We start from the raw sequence: 23,807 nt of genomic DNA, 5'->3' as shown, positions 1-23,807 counted from the left end.
TTTATAACAGGCTAATTTCAAATAGAGAAAGTATGCAATTAAGCAACGAAGAAGAAGATTATAACCTATCTCTATCCAAATTTGAGTCGATGTTAAAAACTAACAAAGTACTCTTTTTTGATTCTGAAGAATTTGAAGAAATTATTCTTCATTATTTAGATATAGGCAAGGCCAATTTAGCAAAAAAAGCCTTAAAACTTGCATTAGATCAGCATCCAAAATCTACAGGCTTAAAATTAGTACAAGTAGAAATGCTGGTTTACGACGACAAACTCGATATCGCTGAGAAGCTTTTAAACGAGTTGTATGCAATTGAACCGAACAACGAGGAAATTTATATCCAGAAAGCTAATATCTGCTCTAAAAGAGATCAACACGAAAAAGCCGTAGAATTACTGAAAATTGCATTGCAATATACAGATGATTATGCTGATGTGTACAACTTGATTGGAATGGAATATCTTTTTATGGATAATCTTGAGATGGCAAAAGACAGCTTCATCAAATGTCTTGAAGAAGATTTAGAAGACCAGTCGGCCTTATATAACGTAGTGTATTGTTTTGAATTTTTAGACCAAAATCAAGAAGCTATTGTTTATCTTAACGAATACATCAACAGAAATCCGTATAGCGAGATTGCCTGGCATCAGCTTGGACGCTTGCATTATGGCGTAAAAGAATATGAAGCCGCGATTCGCGCTTTTGACTATGCAACGCTTATTGATGATGAATTTTTAGGCGCGTTTATGGAAAAAGCGAAAGCTTATGAACGTCTTAAAAAGTACAACGAAGCAATTGAAAGCTATAATCGCACGATTGAGCTTGACGATGCAACTTCGTACGCTTTATTACGTATTGGAAAATGCTACGAAAAGCTTGGAAATGCTGTAAAAGCACTTCAGTATTACAATCAAACCGTTCATGAAGATCCGCTTTTGGATAAAGGATGGATTGCGATTACTGATTTTTATATGCGTCAGAAAAATTTCCAAAAAGCATTGTTCTTTGTAAACAAAGCTTTGGCAATTGATAATCAAAATCGTTTGTACTGGAAACGCTATGCGACAATCAACAAACAAATGAACTTTTTGAAGAAGCTGAATTTGGATATAGAAAAGCGGTAGAATTTGGAGATTATGCACTAGACACTTGGCTGTTTTGGGTTGACATTCTTCAATTTCTTGGCGAATTTGAAAGTGCTATTCAAACTTTGTTGCAAGCATCAGAATATTTTCCAGAAGAAAACGAAATTGAATACCGATTAGCTGGATTGTATTTCATGATTCAGGACAATACAAAAGCAAAATTCCATTTAAGTAACGGTTTGCGTTTAAACTTTGACAATTATATCTTAATTGAAGATTTGTTCCCTGTTGTATGGTCGAAAAAAATGGTAAAAAATTACATCGAAAAACATAAGAAATAAAGATGATTGATACTCTAAAAAGACGATTTGGCTTATTAGGCCGTAATATAAGTTACTCTTTTTCAAAAGGATATTTTACAGAAAAATTCAACAATGAAGTTTTTGCAGGCAACACCTACGAAAACTTCGACATTTCTGAAATCAGTCATTTCAAAGGATTGCTTAAAAACAATCCGGATTTGAAAGGCTTGAATGTTACAATTCCATATAAAGAGCAAGTTATTCCCTTTTTAGATAAACTTTCAACAAAAGCAACTTTAATTGGCGCTGTAAACACCATTAAATTCACCAAAAAAGGCAAACTTAAAGGCTACAACACTGACTATTATGGATTCAAAAATCCCTAAAGCCATTATTGGAACCACATCATAAAAAAGCATTGATTTTAGGAACCGGAGGCGCTTCAAAAGGTGTAGCTTTTGCACTTGATGAACTTGATATTCCTTATGTTTTTGTATCAAGAGAAGCTAAAGAAAACATCATCGACTATAGCTTGATCAATGCTACAACTTTTGACAATTTTCAAATCATAATCAATTGCACTCCAATAGGAACAAGCCCAAATATTGAAGCTTGCCCTGACCTGCCTTATGAATTTTTCACAGAAAAACATATCGCTTACGATTTAATTTATAATCCAGCAGAAACCCAATTTTTAAAAAATGCAAAAGAAAAAGGAGCAATTATTAAAAATGGTTACGATATGTTAATTTTTCAGGCCGAAAAAGCTTGGAAAATTTGGAACAAATAAAAAAAGCTGACTATCAGAATGTTAAAGTAATTTTTGTAAATTAGTCTACTCATTTGTAGACAGTTATGAAAAAAAACTACTTTACGTTTTCCTGTTTTTTCTGTTTGCTTTTTCAACTAAAGCACAAGATCAAGATATTAGCAAAGTCGATGGCCCGTTTAATGAACCACGATTTAATTATTTTCTAAAAACAATTTTGCTTTACAATGAATATTTGGATACTAAAAACGGTTCCTTCAATACAACCAATTTACGTATCCTGCATCCAATTGGAAACAAATCTTGGAATCTCAGATTTGATCTTCCTTTAATTTCAACTAATAACCCTAATTCAACCAATCAAACAGGTCTTGGTGACGTAGGCGCTGGAATTACTTATATTCCCTACTTTAAAAAAAATGAAGGATTTGCTGTTAGAACCAGAGTAACGGCGCCGTCAGCAGTTGCTCCAAGTTTTGGAAGTGGAAAATGGGTCGCTATTCCGGCTTTTTTTATGCGAGGTATTTTAAACACAGACAATTTTTATGGATTTCTGATGTAGAACATTCCCAAAGTTTTGCAGGCTCAAGCAACAGAAGCGATGTTAGCGTAACCGTGATTGAAAATAATTTGTTATGGTTCTTTGGCAAAAACTGGATTGCAACCGATGTAGCCTTTAGATATAATTATATATTGGATGGCTTTCAAAATAATGCCTTTGTTGAGTTTGGACGAAAAATTACACCAAAAAATCTAGCATACGTACACCCAAGCGTAGCGTTTGGGAGAGAAAAATCTTATAATTTTGGCATAGAAATGGGATTATTAGTTTTATTCTAATTTAAAGATTAGTTAGATAAAAAGACTATCTCTAACATTTTTCTTTTCCTTTTTCTAAAAAATATAAGAAATATAAATTTTCACTTCATTCAACAAAAAAGATAAAATTAAGGTATCCTAATTGCAAAATAGTATAACTAATAAGGATTTAATCGTAAAATAAAGCATAAACAAGTGATTTATTTTGTATTTAGAAACACCTTTACTATCTTTCGCACTGTTAAAGTAAAAACCTTATACATTTAAAATGTTAGAAGAAAAGAATGATAACCTGCAAGAAGCAGACGGAAAATTAGGAATCGACACTACTGATTCTATTCAAGAAAACGCAATTGATACATCAAGTGCTGAAATAACTGATGAAAATTCAGTTTCAGAAACAGAAACTGCACCAGTAGAAGCCGCCGTTGCTGAAGAAAATGATCATCAAGAAGCGCTAGACGCTATTACAAATTCTAATGCAGAAGAAAGTGAAGATGAAACGCTGAAAGAGCGTCATGATATTCCTATGAAGGATTATGACACTTTTACATTAGATGCTCTTGTCGATGAATTAAGAAAATTGATCCAAATTGACAAAGTAATGTCTGTCAAAGATCATATTGAAGAAATTAAAAAATCATTTTTACTGCAATACAATCATTTAATTGAAGAGAAAAAAGAAGAATTCAACGCTTCAAAACAAGACCCAAATGAAGAATTTGAATATCATTCTCCTTTAAAATCTAAATTCGACGAATATTATAATGTTTTTAGAGAAAAAAGAAATGCTCATTTTAAGCATTTGCAAACCAACTTAAAATCAAATTTAGAAAACAGACTTGCTATTGTTGAAGAGCTTAAAGAGCTTATCAATCCGCAGGAAAACATCAAGGATACTCTTAAGCATTTTAATGAATTAAGAGAAAGATGGAAAAATGCTGGAGCAATTCCAAAAGACAAATACAACCACGTTTGGAACAATTACCATTTTCACGTAGAAAACTTCTATGATTATTTGCATTTAGACCGTGAAGCGAGAGATTTAGATTTCAAATACAATTTGGAACAAAAGCAAAAAATCATCACACGCGTTGAGGAATTGGCTAATGAAGCTGATATCAGCAAAGCATTCCGCGAATTACAGGATTTACATAGAATTTGGAAAGAAGACATTGGGCCAGTTTCTAAAGAACACCGTGATACAATTTGGAATAAATTCAGTGAACTAACGAAAAAAATCCACGACAAGAGAGAATTATTGTTTGAAAGCCAAAGAGCTAACGAACAAAAAAATCTTGAAGTAAAAAAAGAAATAATTAGCAAAATTGAAGTTTTAGGAACTGAAAAAGTAAATTCACATTCGCAATGGCTTGTTCAGATCCAAAAAGTTGAAGAACTTAGAAATGAGTTTTTTGCGGCAGGAAAAGTGCCTTCAGAAGTAAACGAAGAAACTTGGGCCGCTTTTAAAACTGCAGTTCGCAACTTCAATGCATTCAAAAATTCGTTTTACAAAGACATCAAAAAAGACCAAAACGATAATTTAAACAAAAAAATGGCTCTTGTAGCAAAAGCAAAAGAGCTTCAGGAAAGTACGGATTTTAGTTCTACAACTCCAATCATGAAACAAATTCAGGAAGAGTGGAAACAAATTGGCCATGTTCCTAAAAAATATTCAGATAAAATCTGGAAAGAGTTTAAAGATGCCTGCAACCATTATTTTGACAAACTAAAAGAGCACAAGTCTGAAGAAAATGCTGATGAGGTTGTCGCTTTCGACAATAAGAAAGCATATCTAGATATTTTAAGAGCTTATCAGTTAACTGGAGATCACAAAACTGATCTAGATGCAATAAAACAGCACATTGAAATCTGGAAAGGTTACGGAAAAGTACCTTTTTCAAGACGCCATATTGAAGGAAAATTCAATAAAATCCTGGATGCACTTTTTGAAAAATTAAGCTTGAGCAAAAAAGAAAGCGAAATGATGCGTTTTTCTAATCGTATTGATTCACTTTCAGACAGCAACGATACACGCAAACTAGATAATGAAAAAATCTTTATTATGCGTAAAATCGAGGAAGTTCAAAATGAAATTTTCCAATTAGAAAACAATATTCAGTTTTTTACGAATACGAAGAATGCTAAAAAAGAAAACTCAATTGTTCTAGAAGTACGCAAGAATATTGCAATCCATAAAGAAAGCCTTGAATTGTGGAAAGATAAACTAAAACAACTTAGAAATTTAAATCAAGAATAAAACTTCTATTTAAATTCCAATTTTTAAATTCCAAATTCCAATTGAAACTCTTTTAATTGGAATTTGGAATTTTTGCTTTTATAAAGATGTAATGATCATTTATTGCATCTTTTTTTTGCATTTCACTTTCAGATAACAAATTGATAAAGCAACACTTAAAAATATTGACTATATTTGATATTATCATTATAATTGATAATCAATATTTTAACCACATTTTATTAATTAAAAATAACTGAAATATGAAATTTACTAGAAAAGCACACGCCAACTGGCAAGGAACCGGAATGGAAGGCAAAGGAACAATAAGCACACAAAGCACGACTTTAGATAATGCACAATTATCATTTAAAACCAGATTCGCAGATGGCGTAGGAACAAACCCGGAAGAACTTGTTGTACGGTGCGCATTCGGGCTGTTTTACAATGCAATTGAGTTTTTTGCTGAATGAAGCAGGTTTTACAGCAGATGATTTAACAACCGAAGCTACAGTAACTTTTGAAGATGGAACTATAACATTAATTCATTTAGAATTAAAAGGAAAAGTTCCTTCAATTTCAGCTGAAGAATTTAATGCAACAGCGGCTAAAGCAAAAGAGATTTGTCCAATCTCTAAACTTTTAAATACAACCATAACGCTTAATGCAACTTTAGAAAGTTAATTAAAACTTTAAACCATAAAAAAAACCATTCACAATAGTGAATGGTTTTTTTTATGAATTCTATTTCTTATTATCCTTTAGCCTTCAACGCTTTAGCTTCAGCCGTCATTTCAAGAGCACTATAAACCCCTAACAATGTTTTCTTAACATCATCATTTTGAGGATCTAATTCATTAGCTTTTTTAAGATAAGGAATCACACTTTTGAAAACACTTTCTCTTTGCGCTTTTAATACATCATAACGCTTCATATCTTTAGCAGAAGTACCTAATTTGTTCATCTCATCGATGATTGGTTTTTCAGCCTCTAATTTTAAAGCGACAATGTTAATGTAAGCATTTACATAATCAGGTTTAATTTCAATTGCTTTCGCGTAATATTTCTCTGCGTCAGCAGTATTTTTGCTCCAGCACTGATAACTCCCAAGTTAAAAATCAAGTCAGCATTGTTTGGATCTTTTTCTAAAGCTTCGTTTACTAATTTCTTGTATGTATCAAAATCTTTAGTTTCAAGATATAAATTAGCTTCTGTAAGAATCAAAGAAGTATCATCTGGGTTTGTTTTTCTTGCATCAGCAATTGCTTTTTTAGCGTCTTCAGTTCTTCCTTTTTGAACTAAAATCAAAGCTAAATTTTTGTAGATCTCGCCTCTTTTAGAAGGAATAGCTTCTGTTTTAGGTTTTTCGTGAGTTCCTAATTTTACAGCTAAATCTCTATCTTTTGCATTAGCAAAACCATCTTCGCTTCCAGAAATTTTGTTTACAGCAGTATACTGAGTTCCTTTTCCAGAATAGTTTAATTTTTTTAACTCTTCATACATTGGCAAAGCAGTATCATAATCCTGTGCATTTACAGCTGTTGAAGCCGCATAGTATAAATTAATTGTATCATTTTTATCTAATTGATAAGCGTCATACAATTTTTGTGCACTTTCCTTATGTTTATTAGCTTGAGAATCAGCAATAGCAGAATTGATCAACAATCCTTTAATATTAGTAATTGAAGCCGCAGACTTGAGTTGAGTATTTTTGTTTTCCAGAAGCTTTTTCAACATCAATTAACTTTTTGTAGCTTTCAGCAACAGACACTTAAATTTTTGCTTTCTTCAACTTTTTTGTTTGCTAGATCCAAGTAAGCATTTCCTTGCACAAAATAGTATTGCGCTTGTTCAACATCTTTAGCATTTACAACTAAATTTTCAGCATCTTTTAATATTGCAATTGCTCCTTGAGCATCTCCGCTTTTTAAAGCTTTCTCAGCGTTTTTGATTTGATCTTTTTGAGCAAAAGTAGCTACCGAAATCAATAAAGCTGATGCAAGTATTACATATTTACTTTTCATAATATTCAATTTGTGTATTTAATTTTAATTTTTCTTTTTTTATTCTTCTGATTCCTCCTCATCAGATTCTTCTTCGTCCTCAACTACATCATCAGCGTCATCATCGTCATCCTCTGATACTCCGTCGTCTTCAAGAACTTCATCAAGATCAGGCTTAACTCTTTCAATTGCAGATTCTATAACATTTCCATCTTCATCCACAACAACCTCTTCAGCTTCATCTTTCATTACAGTTGTTACAGCGGCGATAGAATCTTTTCCTTTTAAGTTGATCAATCTCACACCTTGAGTTGCACGTCCCATAACGCGTAAGTCTTCGATTGCCATTCTGATTGTCAATCCTGATTTGTTGATAATCATCAAATCATCAGAATCTGTCACAGCGTTGATAGAAATTAATTTACCTGTTTTTTCAGTAATATTAAGTGTTTTAACACCTTTACCACCACGGTTTGTAATTCTATAAACATCTTCTCCATCTTCGTCAACCAATTTGGTACGTTTTCCGTATCCATTTTCAGTAACAACTAAGATTTGAGATTCAGCTATATCATTTTTATCAACAGTTACCATTCCGATTACTTCATCAGTATCATCTTTTAAAGTAATTCCACGAACACCAGAAGCTGTTCTTCCCATCGGACGTGTTTTAGTCTCTTCAAAACGAACTAATTTACCAGATTTAACAGCCATAATGATTTGGCTTTCACCGTTAGTCAATTGCGCTCCAATCAGTTCATCTCCTTCTTTAATTGTAATTGCGGCAACACCATTAACACGAGGTTTAGAATATTTCTCTAAAGAAGTTTTCTTAACCTGTCCTTGTTTTGTTACCATTACAAGGTTATGTGTATTGATATAATCTTTATCTTTTAAGTCTTGCGTACATATGAAAGCTTTTACCTTATCATCGCTTTCAATATTTACCAAGTTCTGAATTGCTCTACCTTTTGCTGTTTTGCTTCCTTCTGGAATTTCATAAACACGCATCCAGAAACATTTTCCTTTTTGCGTAAAGAACATCATATATTGGTGGTTTGTCGCAACGAACATGTGTTCCAAGAAATCCTGATCTCTTGTTCCAGCACTTTTTTGGCCAACTCCTCCTCTATTTTGAGTTTTGTATTCTGTCAAGTTGGTACGTTTGATATAACCTGCGTGAGAAATTGTAATTACAACATTTTCGTCAGCAATTAAATCTTCAATACTTACATCTCCACCAGAATATTCAATTTGAGAACGACGCTCATCACCGTATTTATCACGGATTTCAGTCAATTCTTCTTTGATTAGATCAATTCTTAAATTAACATCTGCTAATAAAGCTTTCAAATGCTCGATCAACTTCATTAATTCTTCAAACTCAGCTCTTAATTTATCTTGTTCCAGACCTGTCAATTGACGCAAACGCATCTCAACAATAGCACGAGCCTGAATATCTGATAATTTAAATCTTTCGATTAATTTCTCTCTAGCTTCATCTGTGTTTTTAGAACCTCTAATTAACGCAATTACTTCGTCGATATTATCTGAAGCAATAATTAATCCTTCTAAAATATGCGCTCTTTCTTCCGCTTTGCGTAATTCGAATTGTGTTCTTCTAACTACTACATCGTGACGGTGCTCGATAAAATAATGAATCATATCTTTTAGATTCAATAATTGAGGACGTCCTTTTACTAATGCAATGTTGTTTACACTAAAAGAAGATTGTAATTGAGTATATTTATATAAGGTATTCAAAACTACGTTCGGCGTAGCATCACGTTTCAAGATATAAACGATACGCATACCGCTTCTATCTGATTCATCACGAATATTGGCAATACCTTCAATTTTTTTATCGTTAACCAAATCAGCCGTACGTTTGATCATTTCGGCTTTGTTAACTTGATATGGAATTTCAGTAACGATGATGCATTCTCTTCCGTCAACTTCTTCAAAACCAACTTTTGCACGCATTACAATACGTCCACGACCTGTTTTGAAAGCTTCACGAACACCTTCGTATCCGTAAATTATACCTCCAGTTGGGAAATCTGGAGCTTTGATGTGAGACATTAACTCATCAACTTCAATATCATTATTATCAAGGTATGCTAATGTACCATTGATAACCTCAGTTAAATTGTGTGGTGGCATATTCGTTGCCATACCAACTGCAATACCAGTCGCTCCGTTTACTAATAAAGTAGGAACTCTTGTAGGCATTACTTTTGGTTCATATATAGTATCGTCAAAGTTTAATTGGAAATCAACTGTTTCTTTTTCGATATCTGCCATAATTTCTTCCGAAATCTTGCGCATTCTAGCCTCAGTATAACGCATAGCCGCAGGACTATCCCCATCGACAGAACCAAAGTTACCCTGACCATCAACTAATAAATATCGCATACTCCACTCCTGAGCCATACGAACCATCGCATCATAAACTGAAGTATCTCCGTGCGGGTGATACTTACCCAGAACCTCTCCTACGATTCTTGCAGATTTTTTGTGGGCAGATCTTGAAGTTACACCTAAATCATACATTCCGTAAAGAACTCTTCGGTGCACTGGTTTTAAGCCATCTCTAACATCCGGAAGTGCTCTCGATACAATTACTGACATCGAATAATCGATGTAAGCTGATTTCATTTCATCCTCAATGTTAATAGGAATTAACTTTTCTCCTTCAGACATAAGTTGTTATGTTTAAATAATTATATTAGTTTCAAAGCGTGCCAAGATACGTTTTTTTGAAATTTTTTCAGCTATTTCCTTACACTTATTTCAATGATTTATTAACAACTTTATTTTCGCTTTTAGTTAATAAATTAAGCGTTTTTTAACGCTTTTATTGTTATTTTTTTGTCAATTAGCTGACAGCAGATATCGCTAGGTATGATTTTTGTTTTTCAACCAGTAAATAATTAAATTTACATTACGAATTAATATATTATGGATGATAATTTTTCACCAAGAGTAAAAGATGTTATTACATACAGTAAGGAAGAAGCTCTCCGTCTAGGGCACGACTTTATTGGTACTGAACATCTAATGCTAGGCATTTTAAGAGATGGTAACGGAAAAGCTATTCATATACTTAATAACCTAGCAGTCGATTTAGATCATTTACGCAGGAAAGTAGAAATACTTAGTCCAGCCAATCACAGCATTGAGATAAACACTGAAAAGAAAAACCTTCACCTAACACGTCAGGCCGAAAGAGCCCTTAAGACAACATTTCTTGAAGCAAAAGTATTTCAGAGCTCGTCGATTAGCACGGCGCACCTGCTTTTGTGTATCTTACGAAACGAAAACGATCCAACAACCAAGCTATTGAATAAGCTAAAAATAGATTATGATATAGCTAAAGAACAATATCTAAACATGACGCCAAACGAAGAAGAATTCTTAGAAAACTTGCCAAGAAACGAGTCATACAATGACGATTCAGGACAAGATGACAGTCTAAAAGAAAGTAGTTTTAATAATCCCGCCAATAAGTCAAACAAAAAATCTAAAACTCCGGTGTTAGATAATTTTGGGAGAGATTTAACAGAAATGGCCGAGGAAGGAAAACTAGATCCTGTCGTAGGACGCGAAAAAGAAATTGAACGCGTTTCTCAAATTTTAAGCCGAAGAAAAAAGAACAACCCGCTTCTTATTGGAGAACCTGGAGTTGGTAAATCTGCTATTGCAGAAGGACTGGCTTTGCGCATCATCCAAAAGAAAGTATCTCGTATTCTTTTCCACAAACGTGTTGTAACTCTTGATCTAGCAAGTTTAGTTGCCGGAACAAAATATAGAGGACAATTTGAGGAAAGAATGAAAGCCGTAATGAACGAGCTTGAGAAAAATGATGACATTATTCTTTTCATTGATGAAATTCACACTATTGTAGGTGCTGGAGGAGCAACAGGTTCGCTTGACGCTTCAAACATGTTCAAACCTGCTTTAGCAAGAGGCGAAATTCAATGTATTGGTGCTACTACTCTTGACGAGTACAGACAATATATTGAAAAAGACGGCGCCTTGGAAAGACGTTTTCAAAAAGTAATTGTGGAACCAACTTCTGTTGAAGAAACAATCGCTATTTTGAACAATGTAAAAGACAAATACGAAGATCACCACAATGTAACTTATACTCCAGAAGCTATTGAAGCTTGTGTTAAATTGACAAACAGATATATGTCTGAGCGTTTCTTACCAGACAAAGCGATAGATGCAATGGATGAAGCTGGATCACGTGTTCACATTACCAATATTGATGTTCCAAAACAAATTTTGGATTTAGAGCGTCAATTGGAAGAAGTGCGCGAAATGAAGAATATGGTAGTTAAAAAACAAAAATATGAAGAAGGTCGCCAAACTTCGCGATGACGAAAAACGCATCGAAAAAGATCTTGCTTTAGCTCAAGAGCAATGGGAAGAAGATTCTAAAAACAACAGAATTGAAGTTACAGAAGATAATGTAGCCGATGTTGTTTCGATGATGACTGGAATTCCAGTGAACAGAATTGCACAAACAGAAAGCAACAAATTAGCCCATTTGCCTGAATTGATCCAAAACAAAGTTATTGGTCAAAACGAGGCAGTTTTGAAAATTGCACGTTCTATTCAGCGTAACAGAGCCGGACTTAAAGATCCTAACAAACCAATTGGTTCGTTCATTTTCTTAGGTCAGACTGGTGTTGGTAAAACGCAGTTAGCAAAAGTTTTAGCAAAAGAATTATTTGATTCAGAAGATGCTTTAGTTCGTATCGATATGAGTGAATATATGGAGAAATTTGCGATTTCTCGTTTAGTTGGAGCGCCTCCAGGATACGTTGGATACGAAGAAGGTGGTCAATTGACTGAGAAAGTTCGCAGAAAACCTTACTGTGTAGTTCTTTTAGATGAGATCGAAAAAGCACACCCAGACGTATTCAATATGATGCTTCAAGTTTTAGATGATGGATATTTGACAGATAGTTTAGGTCGTAAAATTGATTTTAAAAACACGATCATTATCATGACATCTAACGTTGGTGCACGTCAATTGAAAGATTTTGGACAAGGTGTTGGATTCGGAACTGCCGCAAGAACAGCTCAGGCCGATGAAAATTCAAAAAGCATTATCGAAAATGCATTGAAAAAAACTTTTGCTCCTGAGTTCTTAAACAGAATTGACGATGTAATTGTATTTAATGCACTAGAAAAAGCTGATATCGATTTGATTATCGAAATCGAATTGAAAAAACTTTATTCTCGTATTGCTGAATTAGGATACAAATTAAGTTTGACTGACAAAGCAAAAGCATTTATTGCTGAAAAAGGCTTTGACAAACAATTTGGAGCGCGTCCTTTAAAAAGAGCAATTCAGAAATATGTTGAAGATTTGTTAGCCGAAGAAATCATCACTTCGAAAATACATTCTGGTGATGAAATCATGATGGACCTTAAAGATGATTCACAAGAATTATCAGTTGAAATCCACAAAGCTGAAGAACCGACAAATCAGTAATTTAGTTTAAATCTATAACAGAAATAACTTACCCGTTACGTTTTCATAACATAACGGGTATTTTTTTATTAAAAATCACTATCTTTAGTAAAAGCAAATAGCTATTTTTGAATTTAAATTCTCTAACAAAACCTGTTTGGTAGTCAAATCAAAAAAAACTTTTAAACACATAGAAACATAGATTTTTATTTTACTAAAGAAAGGAAAATCAAAAGAAACTAGTTTCTAACACATAGCAAACTATGTTAATTCATGCAAGTGAAACGCCTTTTACGCAGTTGCAAATACTATGTTTCTATGTGTTTAAAATAATTACAGCCAACAGATCATAAAACTAAATAACAACTTATGCTTCAAAACAAAGTCATTTTAGGCGGCGAAGAATGGTGCTCATTTCCAGAACTCGGAATCCCTACTATTAAAGCTCGTGTGGATTCTGGTGCCAAAACTTCGGCAATGCATGCAATAAACATAGCTCCTTTTATAAAAAATGATGCCAATTGGGTGAAATTCGATATTAATCCAATTCAGAATAATATCAAAACTATCATTCATTGTGAAGCGCCACTGGTTGATAAAAGAATCGTAAAAAGTTCAAGCGGCTTTAGAGAACATCGATATGTGATCCAAACCAGCTTAAAAATTGGCGATGCAAAATGGCCAATCGAAATGACTTTGACCAACCGCGATTCTATGGGTTTCAGAATGCTTTTAGGACGCGAAGCTATGAGCGGAAGGGTTTTGGTTGATCCAGAACAAAAATACCTTTTAGGACAACCTACAGCAGAATCTTTAAAAGAATTATACCAAAATTCAGAAAAAGCAAAAACAGGCTTGCGAATTGGCCTTCTTGCCAGCAATCCAGAATTATATAGCAACAAAAGAATCATGGAAGCCGGCGAAATGCGCGGACACGAAATGCATTTTCTAAACATCAAGGAATGCTACATGAAATTGGACGCTAAAAAACCTGAGATTCATTACAGAGGCGGAAAAATTCTAAATGAATTTGACGCTATTATTCCAAGAATCCGTCCTAGCATAACTTTTTATGGTTGTGCTCTAACGCGTCAATTTGAAGCATTGAAGGTTTTTGTTTTGAATTCAGCCACAGCCATAACTCAATCTCGAGACAAACTATATTCTTTACAATTATTATTGAATAGCGGAATTGATATTCCAACAACAGGATTCGCGAATTCTCCGCTAGATACAGACAATTTGATTAAAATGGTAGGCGGTTCGCCATTAATTGTAAAATTATTGGAAGGAACACAAGGAAAAGGCGTTGTTTTAGCCGAAACCAAAAAGCGACAGAAAGCGTTATCAATGCTTTCAAAAGTTTAAATGCCAATATCTTAGTTCAAGAATTCATTAAAGAAGCGAACGGAAAAGACATTCGTTGTTTTGTGATTGACGGAAAAGTGGTTGCGGCGATTCAGCGTGAAGCAATGCCAGGCGAATTTAGAGCTAACATTCACCTTGGTGGAACTGCATCTGTAATTAAAGTAACTGCGGAAGAAAAAAGATCGCTATTAAAGCCGCAAAAGCAATGGATTTAAAAGTTGCCGGAGTAGATATTATTCGCTCTTCTAAAGGGCCTTTGTTGCTTGAAGTAAATTCCTCTCCAGGTCTTGAAGGAATCGAAGGTGCAACAAACAAAGATGTTGCCGGAGAAATGATTAAAGCGATTGAAAAGAATTTTAAATTATAATCAATAGCTTTTCAAATCTACTCGTTCATGCAAAAAATCTCAATCTTTCTATTTTTTATCATAATAAGCCGCAACAAAAATGACTGTTTATCTAATGAAAAAATTAGAAAGATTGAAACTGATAAAATAGTAGAAATACTTGTAAAACAAAATTTTATCACTAATTCTAAAGACTCTTACGCAATTTGCAACAGTTTTAAGAAAATCAAAATTAACACTGAGGATATATACGCAGAACCAACAGAACCATCAATTGTAAAACTTCCACCACGCTTACCTATTATTCTCCAAAACACGGAAACTTACATCCAAATGTTATTGAACGCCAATACAAAAGGACAAAAAGTATTTCAAGATAAAGATTCAATAAATTTTGTAGAACAAAACAATTGCTTTTTAAAATATACATTACCTGAAAAAATATCAAAAAAGCTAAAAACAATTTCTGTCTCAAAAATAGACAAAGCTCAAGATTACATTATATTATCAATTCCAATATTTTCTGAAGACAACAAAAAAGCCTATATGGAAATTGATTGTTATTCGAAAGAATTGCCATTTGGAACATCCGTTTACTTAGAAAAAAAGATAACATTTGGAAAATCATCTACACTAAAGATATCTGGATCAAATGTGCCGGTTAAAAAAAACAATTATTATCTAAAGCTTTGTCAAAGTTTAAAACTTTGGCAAAGCTTTTTTATTTAACTTTAAAATAAAAAACATGACTTTCCCTTATTTAGATATCATCATACGAAGTATTGCTGTTTATTTCTTCATGACAATTGCCTTAAGAATCTTTGGCAAAAAAGAACTTTCTCAATTAAATACAGCCGATGTAATTCTTATTTTACTGATCAGCAACTCTGTCCAAAATGCAATGGTCGGCCCTGACACAAGCTTAACAGGTGGATTAATCGTCGCTTTAGTCTTATTTATCATTAACTACCTTATTAAAAAAATTACGCATCATTCTAAAGTTTTTGAAGAATTATTATTGGACAAACCCGAAATATTGATCCATGATGGAAAACTTGATTTTAAGGCGTTAAGCAAGCTAGATATTTCAGACGAAGAACTAAAAGAAGCTATGCGAGAACATGGCATAGAATTCTTTAAAAACGTAAAATTAGCGATGCTTGAAATTGATGGAACGATAAGCATTATTTCTGAAGACGAAAAAAACCTAAAACAAACACACTACAAAAGAAAACACAACCGAAAAAACTTGCAGAAGTCCTAAAAGCAAAAAGCCGATTTCAAAATTAGAAATCGGCTTTTTTATATCAATAAAATATGATTTTAATCTCACATTTTACAAAATTCATTTTACTTTTAAATAAATACGCTTAAAATAAAGTAAACCAAACCTGCTAATATAGCTGAAATAGGAATAGTCAAGATCCAAGCCCAGATTAAACTTACTGTAACCCCCAGCGAACTGCAGATACACGTTTTGTTAATCCAACACCAATGATTGATCCTGTAATAGTATGCGTTGTACTTACCGGAATTTTTAAATGCTCTGTAAAGTAAAGCGTCAAAGCTCCTGCAGTTTCAGCGACAACACCTTCAAAAGAACTTACTTTTGTGATTTTAGAACCCATTGTTTTTACAATTTTCCATCCACCACTTAAAGTTCCAGCCGCAATTGCAGAATAACATGCTAACGGAATCCAACCTGGCATAACACCTTTAATTCCTAAATCGTCATTTGGCAACACAACATTTAACCAAGAATCCATATGAACACCTGGATTTGTATTGATATAAACCGCTACTGCTCTGCGAGCAATAATACCCATTACTTTTTGCGAATCATTTCCTCCATGTCCTAAACTGAATGCGGCAGAAGAAAGTAATTGCATTTTTTTCAGAGCCGCATCTGCTTGATGAAGATTCAAACTGCTAAATATCAAACAAAAACCACTTACAGTCAAGATAATAAAAGCAACTAAGAACCATTTAATATTATGTGGATCAAAAGCTACACTCCAAAAATGAGATTCAAATCTAGGTTTCTCAATATCTGCATAAGGAACCATTAAGTTGCTAACCAACCAAACAGTTGCAATCATTAAAGCCACAGTAAATACTTTAGGCCCAATACTTTTGCGCGATGCATTCAAAAGCCAAATCGAAATTAAATACGATGCTAAAGCTCCCAATAAAGGCGCAAGAACAATAAAAGCAATAATGATAATAACCCCTGAAGGCATTCCACCGTCTTTTCCGGCTTTGTACCAGCTTACAATTTGATACCAATAATGTGTAGCACCATCTTCACCAACATATCCTGAAAATCCGTGAACTGCAATAGCATGCGCAACCAGTCGCTCCCGCAAAACCTCCAATAAGCGTGTGTGAAGAACTTGAAGGAATTCCTAACCACCAAGTCAATAAATTCCAGCAAATTGCCGCGATAACTCCCGCAAGAATCACTACTAGATTGATTTCCATGGTATGTGCCGTTTTTGCAACTGTATCTGCAACACCAAACCCGAAAACCCAATAGGCTAAAAAGTTGAAAAATGTCGCCTAAAGAACCGCCTGAAAAGGCGTCAGAACCTTTGTTGCAACAACCGTCGCAATAGCATTTGCCGCATCATGAAAACCATTGATGTAATCAAAAATTAAAGCTAATACTATAATTAATATAAGTATCGTCATAAAATTATAACTTCAGATTGAAAAATTAAGAATGTTTTACAGAAATAGATTCTAGTATGTTCGCAACACTCTTACATTTATCTGTTGCTGATTCTAAAACAGATAATACCTCTTTGTATTTAATGATATTTTTAGCGTCTGTTTCGTTTTCGAAGATTTCAAAAACCGCTTTGTTGTAAACATTATCAGATTTGTTTTCCAGTTTGTTGATTCTGGCACAAGCATCTTTAATGATTTTAAAATTCTTTAAATTTCTTAGCTCTTTTACAGCGCTGTCAATGTTTTGACAAGCCTCAAGATTGATTTCTGTCATTTTTCTGATAGATTTTGTAATCTTATCAACTTGATACAATCTCATACGGCTTGCGGCACCATGAAGGTAATCGGCAACGTTATCAATAGAAGTAATTAAGGTGTGAATATCCTCTCTATCAAATGGAGTAATAAAGTTTCTGCTCAATTCTAGATTGGTTTGACGTGTAATGTCTTCTCCTTTTTGTTCTAATTCGTCAATTTTTTGAAAAAGGATTTCTCTTTCTTTTAATGGAAGGTTTACAGCTTCGTGTAAGTTAGAAGCTAATTCAATTAAATTGCTTGAAGCCTCTTCAAAAAGTGGAAAGAATTTCTTGTCTTTCGGCACTAAAAATTGGAAAATACTGTTTATTGACATTTTTATATTTTTGATAGTGCAAAATTACTTCATTAATATTTTGCAGTGTTAAGCCATTGTTAACAAATCGTTTTCAATTTGGAAACTATTTAGGAACGCAACGGTGTTTTCAATATCATAATGTAAGATCCTGTCTTCCTTTACTAAAGGAACAACTTCTCTATAACTGCTCAAGAACATTTCGATAAAATCACTAGATTTTAAAGGCTCTCTGTAAGCAATTGCCTGCGATGCATTCAGTAATTCAATTGCCAAAATACGCTCTAAATTATCTAAAACTCGCAATGCTTTTGTAGCGCCATTTGCTCCCATACTTACGTGATCTTCCTGACCGTTGCTTGAAACAATGCTGTCAATGCTTGATGGAGTTGCCAATTGTTTGTTTTGGCTTGCAATACTAGCGACAGTATATTGCGGAATCATAAATCCTGAATTCAATCCCGGATTATCAACCAAAAATGCTGGTAGATTTCTCAAACCAGAAATCAATTGGTATGTTCTTCTTTCAGATATGCTTCCTAATTCGGCCAATGCAATTGCCATAAAATCTAAAGCTAAAGCCAAAGGCTGTCCGTGGAAATTTCCTCCTGAAATAATCTGATCTGCTTCAACAAAAATGTTCGGATTATCTGTAACAGAATTAATTTCTGTCTTAAATACTTTTCGAACATAATCAATCGCATCTTTTGAGGCACCGTGAACTTGTGGCATGCAACGGAAAGAATACGGATCTTGAACGTGTTTCTTTTCTTGAGCGATAATTTCGCTTCCATCTAAAAATTCAGCAATTCGCTGTGCCGTTACAATTTGTCCTTTATGCGGACGTATATAATGTATCAATTCGTTGAACGGTTCGATTCGTCCATCAAAACCTTCCAAAGAAATAGTTCCGATCAAATCAGCCAAATATGAATATTTATACGCTTTAATTAAAATATGAGCCCCATAAGCACTCATAAATTGTGTTCCGTTCAATAAAGCCAAACCTTCTTTTGATTGTAAAACGATAGGTTCCCAGTCAAAACGTTTTAAAACTTCAGCAGATGCTACTTTTTTCCTTCAAAAAGCACTTCCCCTTCACCAATTAAAGGCAAAGACAAATGCGCCAACGGAGCCAAATCTCCAGAAGCTCCAAGCGAGCCTTGCGTATAAATAACTGGAAGAATATCATTATTATAGAAATCAACTAAACGTTGTAATGTAATTAATTGCACTCCCGAATGCCCGTAACTCAAAGATTGAATTTTAAGCGACAACATCATTTTTACGATTTCGGCAGGAACTTCTTCGCCTGTTCCGCAAGCGTGTGATTTCACCAAGTTCTCCTGAAGTTTAGATAAATTTTCGTTAGAGATTTTCACACTATATAATGACCCAAAACCTGTATTGATTCCGTAGATTGGCGCTGTATGTGTTGCCATTTTTTTATCTAAATAATCACGGCATTTCTGAACATTTACTTTTGCTTCTTCAGATAATTCAAGCATTTTATTAAAGCTCAAAATTTCTTGTAATGTTTCTAAAGTTATGGTTTCAGTACTTATATAATGGATCTCTCTCATGATTATTTTAAATTTAAGACGTCAAAATTCAACAAATCAATATTAAAAAGCAACATTTTATCACAATAATTAAAATTTGCATTGGCACATTTCTTCGCTTTTAATTATTTCATAATGGCGAATTTTATTTAAATCGTCGTTTTTTCGCAAGTTTTTCGTTAAAAACCAATTCATTATACAACTTTCGCCAACAAAAAAACCACCATAAATAATATTAAAACTTCAAATTAGCATATTTAATTTTAACAAATACTCAATATTGATTTTTTGAGATTTGAATTATTAAAATATTCGCAAAAAGGCAAAAGAGGTTTTTAATGCTTGCTTAAAAGCTGTACTTTTGAAAAATCAAAATGAAAAGTAACAGCATAAAATATCAATCTACAATTATTACAACTCAAACAGGAGTTGCAATTACTGCTACCATCACTTCTACTACAAGTACTACTACCCCTTAGGGGTATACATTTTTACATATAATCCTAGGTTATCTATACTTTTTTCTTGAAAGAAGAGAGTCATTGGATACATAAAAAACATTTACAAAGAAAAAAGTCGCAGTTTTTAGTTTCAGTTCACAGTTGATAATCTTTGAACCTTTGTTACTCAAAATCTTTGCACCTTATTAAAAAATATCAAAAAAAATGAAAGTATTAAAATTTGGCGGAACTTCGGTAGCCAATGCTCAAAATATAAAACTCGTTCTTGAAATCGTAAAACAAAAAGCTGAAAAAGATCAATTAGTTGTTGTAGTATCTGCCTTAAGCAAAGTAACCGATTTACTGCAATCGGCAGCGGCAAAAGCGGCGACAAACGACGAAAGCTTCAGAGAAGTTGTTGCCGAAATCGAGAAAAAACACCTTGACACTTTAAAAGAACTGATTCCGGTAAGCGAACAAAGCAGTTTGCTGAGCCACGTAAAAAGAATCATCAATCATTTAGAAACTTTATTAGACGGTTGCTTCTTATTGGGAGAATTATCTCCAAGAACTGCTGATACTATTTTAAGTTTTGGAGAATTGCTTTCGTCATTCATTATTGCAAAAGCATACGAGCAAATCAATAACGATGCGGTTTACAAAGACAGCCGTGAGTTGATTAAAACAAATGCTGATTTTGGAAAAGCGGTTGTAAATTTCGAAATCTCGAATAAATTAATTCAGGAATATTTTGCTGAAAACAAAGCAAAAATCAACATCATGCCTGGGTTTATCGCGCAGACTTTAGACGGAATCACTTCTACTTTAGGACGTGGCGGTTCTGATTATACTGCGGCAATTATCGCTGGAGCAATCGACGCAGAACAATTGGAAATCTGGACTGACGTAAACGGAATGTTTACTGCAAACCCGAAAATTGTAAAGCAAGCACAGCCAATTGCAAACATTTCGTATCAGGAAGCGATGGAATTGTCGCATTTTGGTGCAAAAGTTTTGTATCCGCCAACAATTCAGCCTGTTTTAAGAAAAAATATTCCAATTCTGATCAAAAATACTTTTGAGCCGGAAGCCGAAGGAACTTTAATTTCTGACGTTGTTTTATCAAAAGATACAGTTGTAAAAGGAATCAGCCATATTGATCATATTTCGCTTTTGACACTTGAAGGTCCAGGAATGATTGGTGTTGCAGGTTCATCAAGACGTTTGTTCGAAGTATTGTCTCAGGAAAAAATCAATGTTATTTTTATTACTCAGGCTTCTTCTGAACATTCCATTTGTATCGGAATTTTAAATTCGGATGCCGATAATGCCGAAGCCGCGATTAACAGAGCTTTTGAAATCGAAATTGCACAAAACAAAATCGATCCTTGTTATGTAGAAAAAGACCTTTGCATTATCGCTTTGGTTGGTGAAAACATGAAAAATCACCAAGGTTTAAGCGGAAGAATGTTTAGTACTTTAGGAAAAAACAACGTAAACATTCGTGCCATTGCGCAAGGTGCTTCTGAAAGAAATATCTCGACTGTAATTAACGAAAGAGACGTTAAAAAAGCGTTGAACACATTACACGAAAACTTCTTTGAAGAAAACACAAAACAGCTGAATTTATTTGTAATGGGAGTTGGAAATGTGGGTGAGAAATTCATCGAACAAATCCACAACCAAAAGAAATTCTTAAAAGATGTTTTAAAGATCAATGTTCGTGTAATCGCTTTATCAAACTCAAGAAAAATGGTGTTTGACGAAGACGGAATTTCTTTAAAAGATTGGCAAGCGACTTTAGATAAAGGCGAAGAAGCAATTCCAACAGAATTCATAGCTCGCGCAAAAGAACTGAATTTAAGAAACAGCATTTTTGTTGATATTACAGCAAATGCAGGAGTTTCTGATCTATATGAAAAATTCTTGAAAGAAAGTATTGCGGTTGTAACTTGCAACAAAATTGCTTGTTCATCTGCTTACGACAATTATAAAAAACTAAAAAGCTTATCACGTCAATACAATGCTCCGTTTTTATTTGAAACGAATGTTGGTGCGGGATTGCCAATTATAGATACTGTAAAAAACTTAATTGCATCTGGAGATAAAGTGCATAAAATTCAGGCTGTTTTATCTGGAAGTTTGAACTTTATCTTCAACAATTTTGATGAGAATAATTCTTTCCACGATGTGGTAAAAGAAGCTGGTGTTCAAGGTTTCACAGAACCAGATCCAAAAATAGACTTAAGCGGCATCGACGTGGCACGTAAAATCCTGATTCTTATTCGCGAAAGCGGTTACGAAATGGACATCGACGCCATTGCAAACGAATCGTTTTTGCCTGCCGAATGTTTAGCAACAACAAATAACGACGATTTCTTTGCTTCGTTAATCAAGCACGCTTCTCATTTCGAGAACATTTACAAAGAAGCTTTAGCCAAAGATTCTAGACTGAAATACGTTGCGCAATTCGAAAACGGAAAAGCAAGCGTTGGATTGCAATTTATTCCAAAAGATCATCCTTTCTATAATTTGGAAGGAAAAGACAATATCGTGCTTTTCTACACCGATCGTTACGTAGATCAGCCTTTATTAATCAAAGGAGCCGGTGCAGGAGCCGCAGTAACAGCATCAGGAATTTTTGCAGATGTAATTCGTATAGGAAACATATAAATTTTTGTTTGAGGCTTAAAGTTTAACCGCAAAGCACGCAAAGGATTACGCAAGGTTCGCAAAGCTTTGTTTTTTCTTGTGTGCTTTGCGAAAAAACCTTGCGAACTTTGCGGTTAAGCTCGCAAAGTTTGGCAACTCAAAACTTTAAACCTGAAACCTGAAACAACCAAAAATGAAAGAAATAAAATTATTCTGTCCCGCTACAATCGCCAACCTCTCATGCGGATTTGACGTATTGGGACTTTGCTTAGACAATGCGGGCGATGAAATGATTGTTCGAAAAGTCGATCAAAAAGGAGTTCGAATCACCAAAATTGTCGGCGCCGATTTGCCTTTGGAAACCGAAAAAAACGTTTCTGGAGTTGCGGCTTTAGCCATGCTGGAAACTTTAGACGAATTAGACTTCGGATTTGAAATCGAAATTTATAAAAACATAAAAGCGGGAAGCGGGATCGGAAGCAGTGCTCGCAAGTTCTGCCGGAGCGGTTTTCGGAATAAATGAATTATTAGGAAGACCTTATTCTCGTAAAGATTTGGTTCAGTTTGCGATGCAGGGCGAGAAATTAGCCAGCGGAAACGCGCATGCCGACAACGTTGCTCCTGCCCTTTTAGGTGCTTTTACTTTGGTAAGAAGTTATTCGCCTTTGGATATTATTAGAATTGATAGCCCAGAAGAATTATACGCAACAGTTGTTCATCCTCAGATTGAGTTGAAAACATCTGACGCTCGTTCGGTTTTAAAACAAAACGTTTCCCTTAAAAGCGCCATAATGCAATGGGGAAATGTAGGCGGATTGGTTGCAGGTCTTTACACCAAAGATTACGAATTGATTGGACGTTCGCTTCACGACGAAATTGTTGAACCTGTACGAAGCGTTTTAATTCCAGGTTTTGATCAAATCAAACAAACAGCTTACGAAAACGGCGCTTTAGGTTCTGGAATTTCAGGTTCTGGCCCATCGATTTTTGCTTTAAGCAAAGGAAAAGAAACCGCCGAAAAAATCGCAAAAGCCATGAGCGACGTTTACGAAAAAATGAATTTGCCGTATGAAATTCACGTTTCGAAAATTAATCCTGATGGTGTTAGGATTTTGTAAAATGTGAGATGGGAAATGTGAGATGTATTAAGTAAAAAGAATTAAGTATTAAGACAAAGTTTGTCAGGCTGAGCCCTTCGTTCCTCAGGATAAACTCCGTCGAAGCCCACGCACATTATTGACACAAAGCATAACCGTACAGTTTGTCATTCCGAGGAACGAGGAATCACACTAGAAACTCGACAAAGTATAAACACACAACATAACCGTGTAGTTTGTCATTCCGAGGAACGAGGAATCTCCACGAGAAGCTCGACAAAGATTGGCTCAACGTTG

Annotated in this window: 10 protein-coding genes and 9 pseudogenes; 12 read left to right on the top strand and 7 right to left on the bottom strand. The window is 34.2% G+C overall.

Annotation, left to right across the window (positions count from 1 at the left end; translation table 11 throughout):
* Nucleotides 1-32 precede the first annotated feature (32 nt).
* From ACQ9BO_RS12370 to ACQ9BO_RS12345, 6 genes and pseudogenes are all read left to right on the top strand, one after another.
* Nucleotides 33-1,426: pseudogene (locus ACQ9BO_RS12370) on the top strand (tetratricopeptide repeat protein).
* Nucleotides 1,427-1,428: 2 nt separating this feature from the next.
* A pseudogene (locus ACQ9BO_RS12365) lies at nt 1,429-2,177 on the top strand (shikimate dehydrogenase family protein).
* A gap of 196 nt (nt 2,178-2,373) precedes the next feature.
* Nucleotides 2,374-2,718 carry a hypothetical protein gene (locus ACQ9BO_RS12360; protein ID WP_431244927.1) on the top strand — a complete coding sequence of 115 codons (345 nt, stop codon included), beginning with the start codon at nt 2,374-2,376 and terminating at the stop codon, nt 2,716-2,718.
* 53 nt (nt 2,719-2,771) lie between these two features.
* On the top strand, nt 2,772-2,996 hold the full coding sequence (locus tag ACQ9BO_RS12355) for a hypothetical protein (protein WP_431244926.1): 225 nt from the start codon (nt 2,772-2,774) through the stop codon (nt 2,994-2,996).
* A 247-nt stretch (nt 2,997-3,243) separates the two neighbouring features.
* Nucleotides 3,244-5,235, top strand: coding sequence for a DUF349 domain-containing protein (locus ACQ9BO_RS12350; RefSeq protein WP_431244925.1), 1,992 nt, complete (start codon nt 3,244-3,246; stop codon nt 5,233-5,235).
* 242 nt (nt 5,236-5,477) lie between these two features.
* Nucleotides 5,478-5,898, top strand: a pseudogene (locus ACQ9BO_RS12345) (OsmC family protein).
* Between the two features lie 70 nt (nt 5,899-5,968).
* Here the strand turns inward: ACQ9BO_RS12345 and ACQ9BO_RS12340 are convergent.
* Nucleotides 5,969-7,238: pseudogene (locus tag ACQ9BO_RS12340) on the bottom strand (tetratricopeptide repeat protein).
* A 39-nt stretch (nt 7,239-7,277) separates the two neighbouring features.
* Nucleotides 7,278-9,920: a DNA gyrase subunit A gene (gene gyrA / locus ACQ9BO_RS12335; RefSeq protein ID WP_431244924.1), complete on the bottom strand. Its 2,643-nt coding sequence runs from the start codon at nt 9,918-9,920 to the stop codon at nt 7,278-7,280.
* A gap of 258 nt (nt 9,921-10,178) precedes the next feature.
* Between gyrA and ACQ9BO_RS12330 the strand changes: the two are divergent.
* From ACQ9BO_RS12330 to ACQ9BO_RS12315, 4 genes and pseudogenes are all read left to right on the top strand, one after another.
* Nucleotides 10,179-12,726: pseudogene (locus ACQ9BO_RS12330) on the top strand (ATP-dependent Clp protease ATP-binding subunit).
* A gap of 348 nt (nt 12,727-13,074) precedes the next feature.
* A pseudogene (gene rimK / locus ACQ9BO_RS12325) lies at nt 13,075-14,440 on the top strand (30S ribosomal protein S6--L-glutamate ligase).
* A 27-nt stretch (nt 14,441-14,467) separates the two neighbouring features.
* A complete protein-coding gene (locus ACQ9BO_RS12320) occupies nt 14,468-15,148 on the top strand; it encodes a hypothetical protein (protein ID WP_431244923.1) in 681 nt (226 codons plus the stop codon).
* 16 nt (nt 15,149-15,164) lie between these two features.
* Nucleotides 15,165-15,683, top strand: a complete 519-nt coding sequence (locus ACQ9BO_RS12315) for a DUF421 domain-containing protein (protein WP_431244922.1) — start codon at nt 15,165-15,167, stop codon at nt 15,681-15,683.
* Between the two features lie 178 nt (nt 15,684-15,861).
* Here the strand turns inward: ACQ9BO_RS12315 and ACQ9BO_RS12310 are convergent, their stop codons facing one another.
* The 5 genes and pseudogenes from ACQ9BO_RS12310 to hutH all read right to left on the bottom strand — a co-directional run bounded on the left by ACQ9BO_RS12310 (nt 15,862) and on the right by hutH (nt 19,342).
* Nucleotides 15,862-16,785, bottom strand: a complete 924-nt coding sequence (locus ACQ9BO_RS12310; RefSeq protein ID WP_431244921.1) for an inorganic phosphate transporter — start codon at nt 16,783-16,785, stop codon at nt 15,862-15,864.
* Nucleotides 16,724-16,918 (bottom strand): annotated as a pseudogene (locus ACQ9BO_RS12305) (inorganic phosphate transporter); the annotation flags it as partial. The gene ACQ9BO_RS12310 and the pseudogene ACQ9BO_RS12305, both read right to left, overlap by 62 nt.
* Nucleotides 16,919-16,978: 60 nt before the next feature.
* Nucleotides 16,979-17,110 (bottom strand): hypothetical protein, encoded by a 132-nt coding sequence (locus ACQ9BO_RS12300; protein WP_431244920.1) that lies wholly within the window; start codon nt 17,108-17,110, stop codon nt 16,979-16,981.
* Nucleotides 17,111-17,135: 25 nt separating this feature from the next.
* Nucleotides 17,136-17,780 carry a DUF47 domain-containing protein gene (locus ACQ9BO_RS12295; protein ID WP_207296872.1) on the bottom strand — a complete coding sequence of 215 codons (645 nt, stop codon included), beginning with the start codon at nt 17,778-17,780 and terminating at the stop codon, nt 17,136-17,138.
* A 48-nt stretch (nt 17,781-17,828) separates the two neighbouring features.
* Nucleotides 17,829-19,342: pseudogene (hutH, locus tag ACQ9BO_RS12290) on the bottom strand (histidine ammonia-lyase).
* Between the two features lie 644 nt (nt 19,343-19,986).
* Here hutH and thrA point away from each other — a divergent pair.
* Nucleotides 19,987-22,434 (top strand): bifunctional aspartate kinase/homoserine dehydrogenase I, encoded by a 2,448-nt coding sequence (gene thrA, locus ACQ9BO_RS12285; protein ID WP_431244919.1) that lies wholly within the window; start codon nt 19,987-19,989, stop codon nt 22,432-22,434.
* 172 nt (nt 22,435-22,606) lie between these two features.
* A pseudogene (locus tag ACQ9BO_RS12280) lies at nt 22,607-23,531 on the top strand (homoserine kinase).
* Nucleotides 23,532-23,807: the final 276 nt, after the last annotated feature.

It is taken from the genome of Flavobacterium sp. P21 (assembly GCF_050632225.1).
Classification (GTDB): Bacteria; Bacteroidota; Bacteroidia; order Flavobacteriales; family Flavobacteriaceae; genus Flavobacterium.
The sequence above is the reverse complement of the archived record's forward strand: the minus strand, read 5'-3'. Positions and strand labels throughout refer to the sequence as shown.

Excerpts from the sequence above, each read along its gene's own strand:
- thrA (WP_431244919.1), top strand. The coding sequence starts at position 19,987 with ATGAAAGTATTAAAATTTGGCGGAACTTCGGTAGCCAATGCTCAAAAT.
- gyrA (WP_431244924.1), bottom strand. The coding sequence starts at position 9,920 with ATGTCTGAAGGAGAAAAGTTAATTCCTATTAACATTGAGGATGAAATG.
- ACQ9BO_RS12350 (WP_431244925.1), top strand. The coding sequence starts at position 3,244 with ATGTTAGAAGAAAAGAATGATAACCTGCAAGAAGCAGACGGAAAATTA.
- ACQ9BO_RS12300 (WP_431244920.1), bottom strand. The coding sequence starts at position 17,110 with ATGACGATACTTATATTAATTATAGTATTAGCTTTAATTTTTGATTAC.
- ACQ9BO_RS12295 (WP_207296872.1), bottom strand. The coding sequence starts at position 17,780 with ATGTCAATAAACAGTATTTTCCAATTTTTAGTGCCGAAAGACAAGAAA.
- ACQ9BO_RS12320 (WP_431244923.1), top strand. The coding sequence starts at position 14,468 with ATGCAAAAAATCTCAATCTTTCTATTTTTTATCATAATAAGCCGCAAC.
- ACQ9BO_RS12315 (WP_431244922.1), top strand. The coding sequence starts at position 15,165 with ATGACTTTCCCTTATTTAGATATCATCATACGAAGTATTGCTGTTTAT.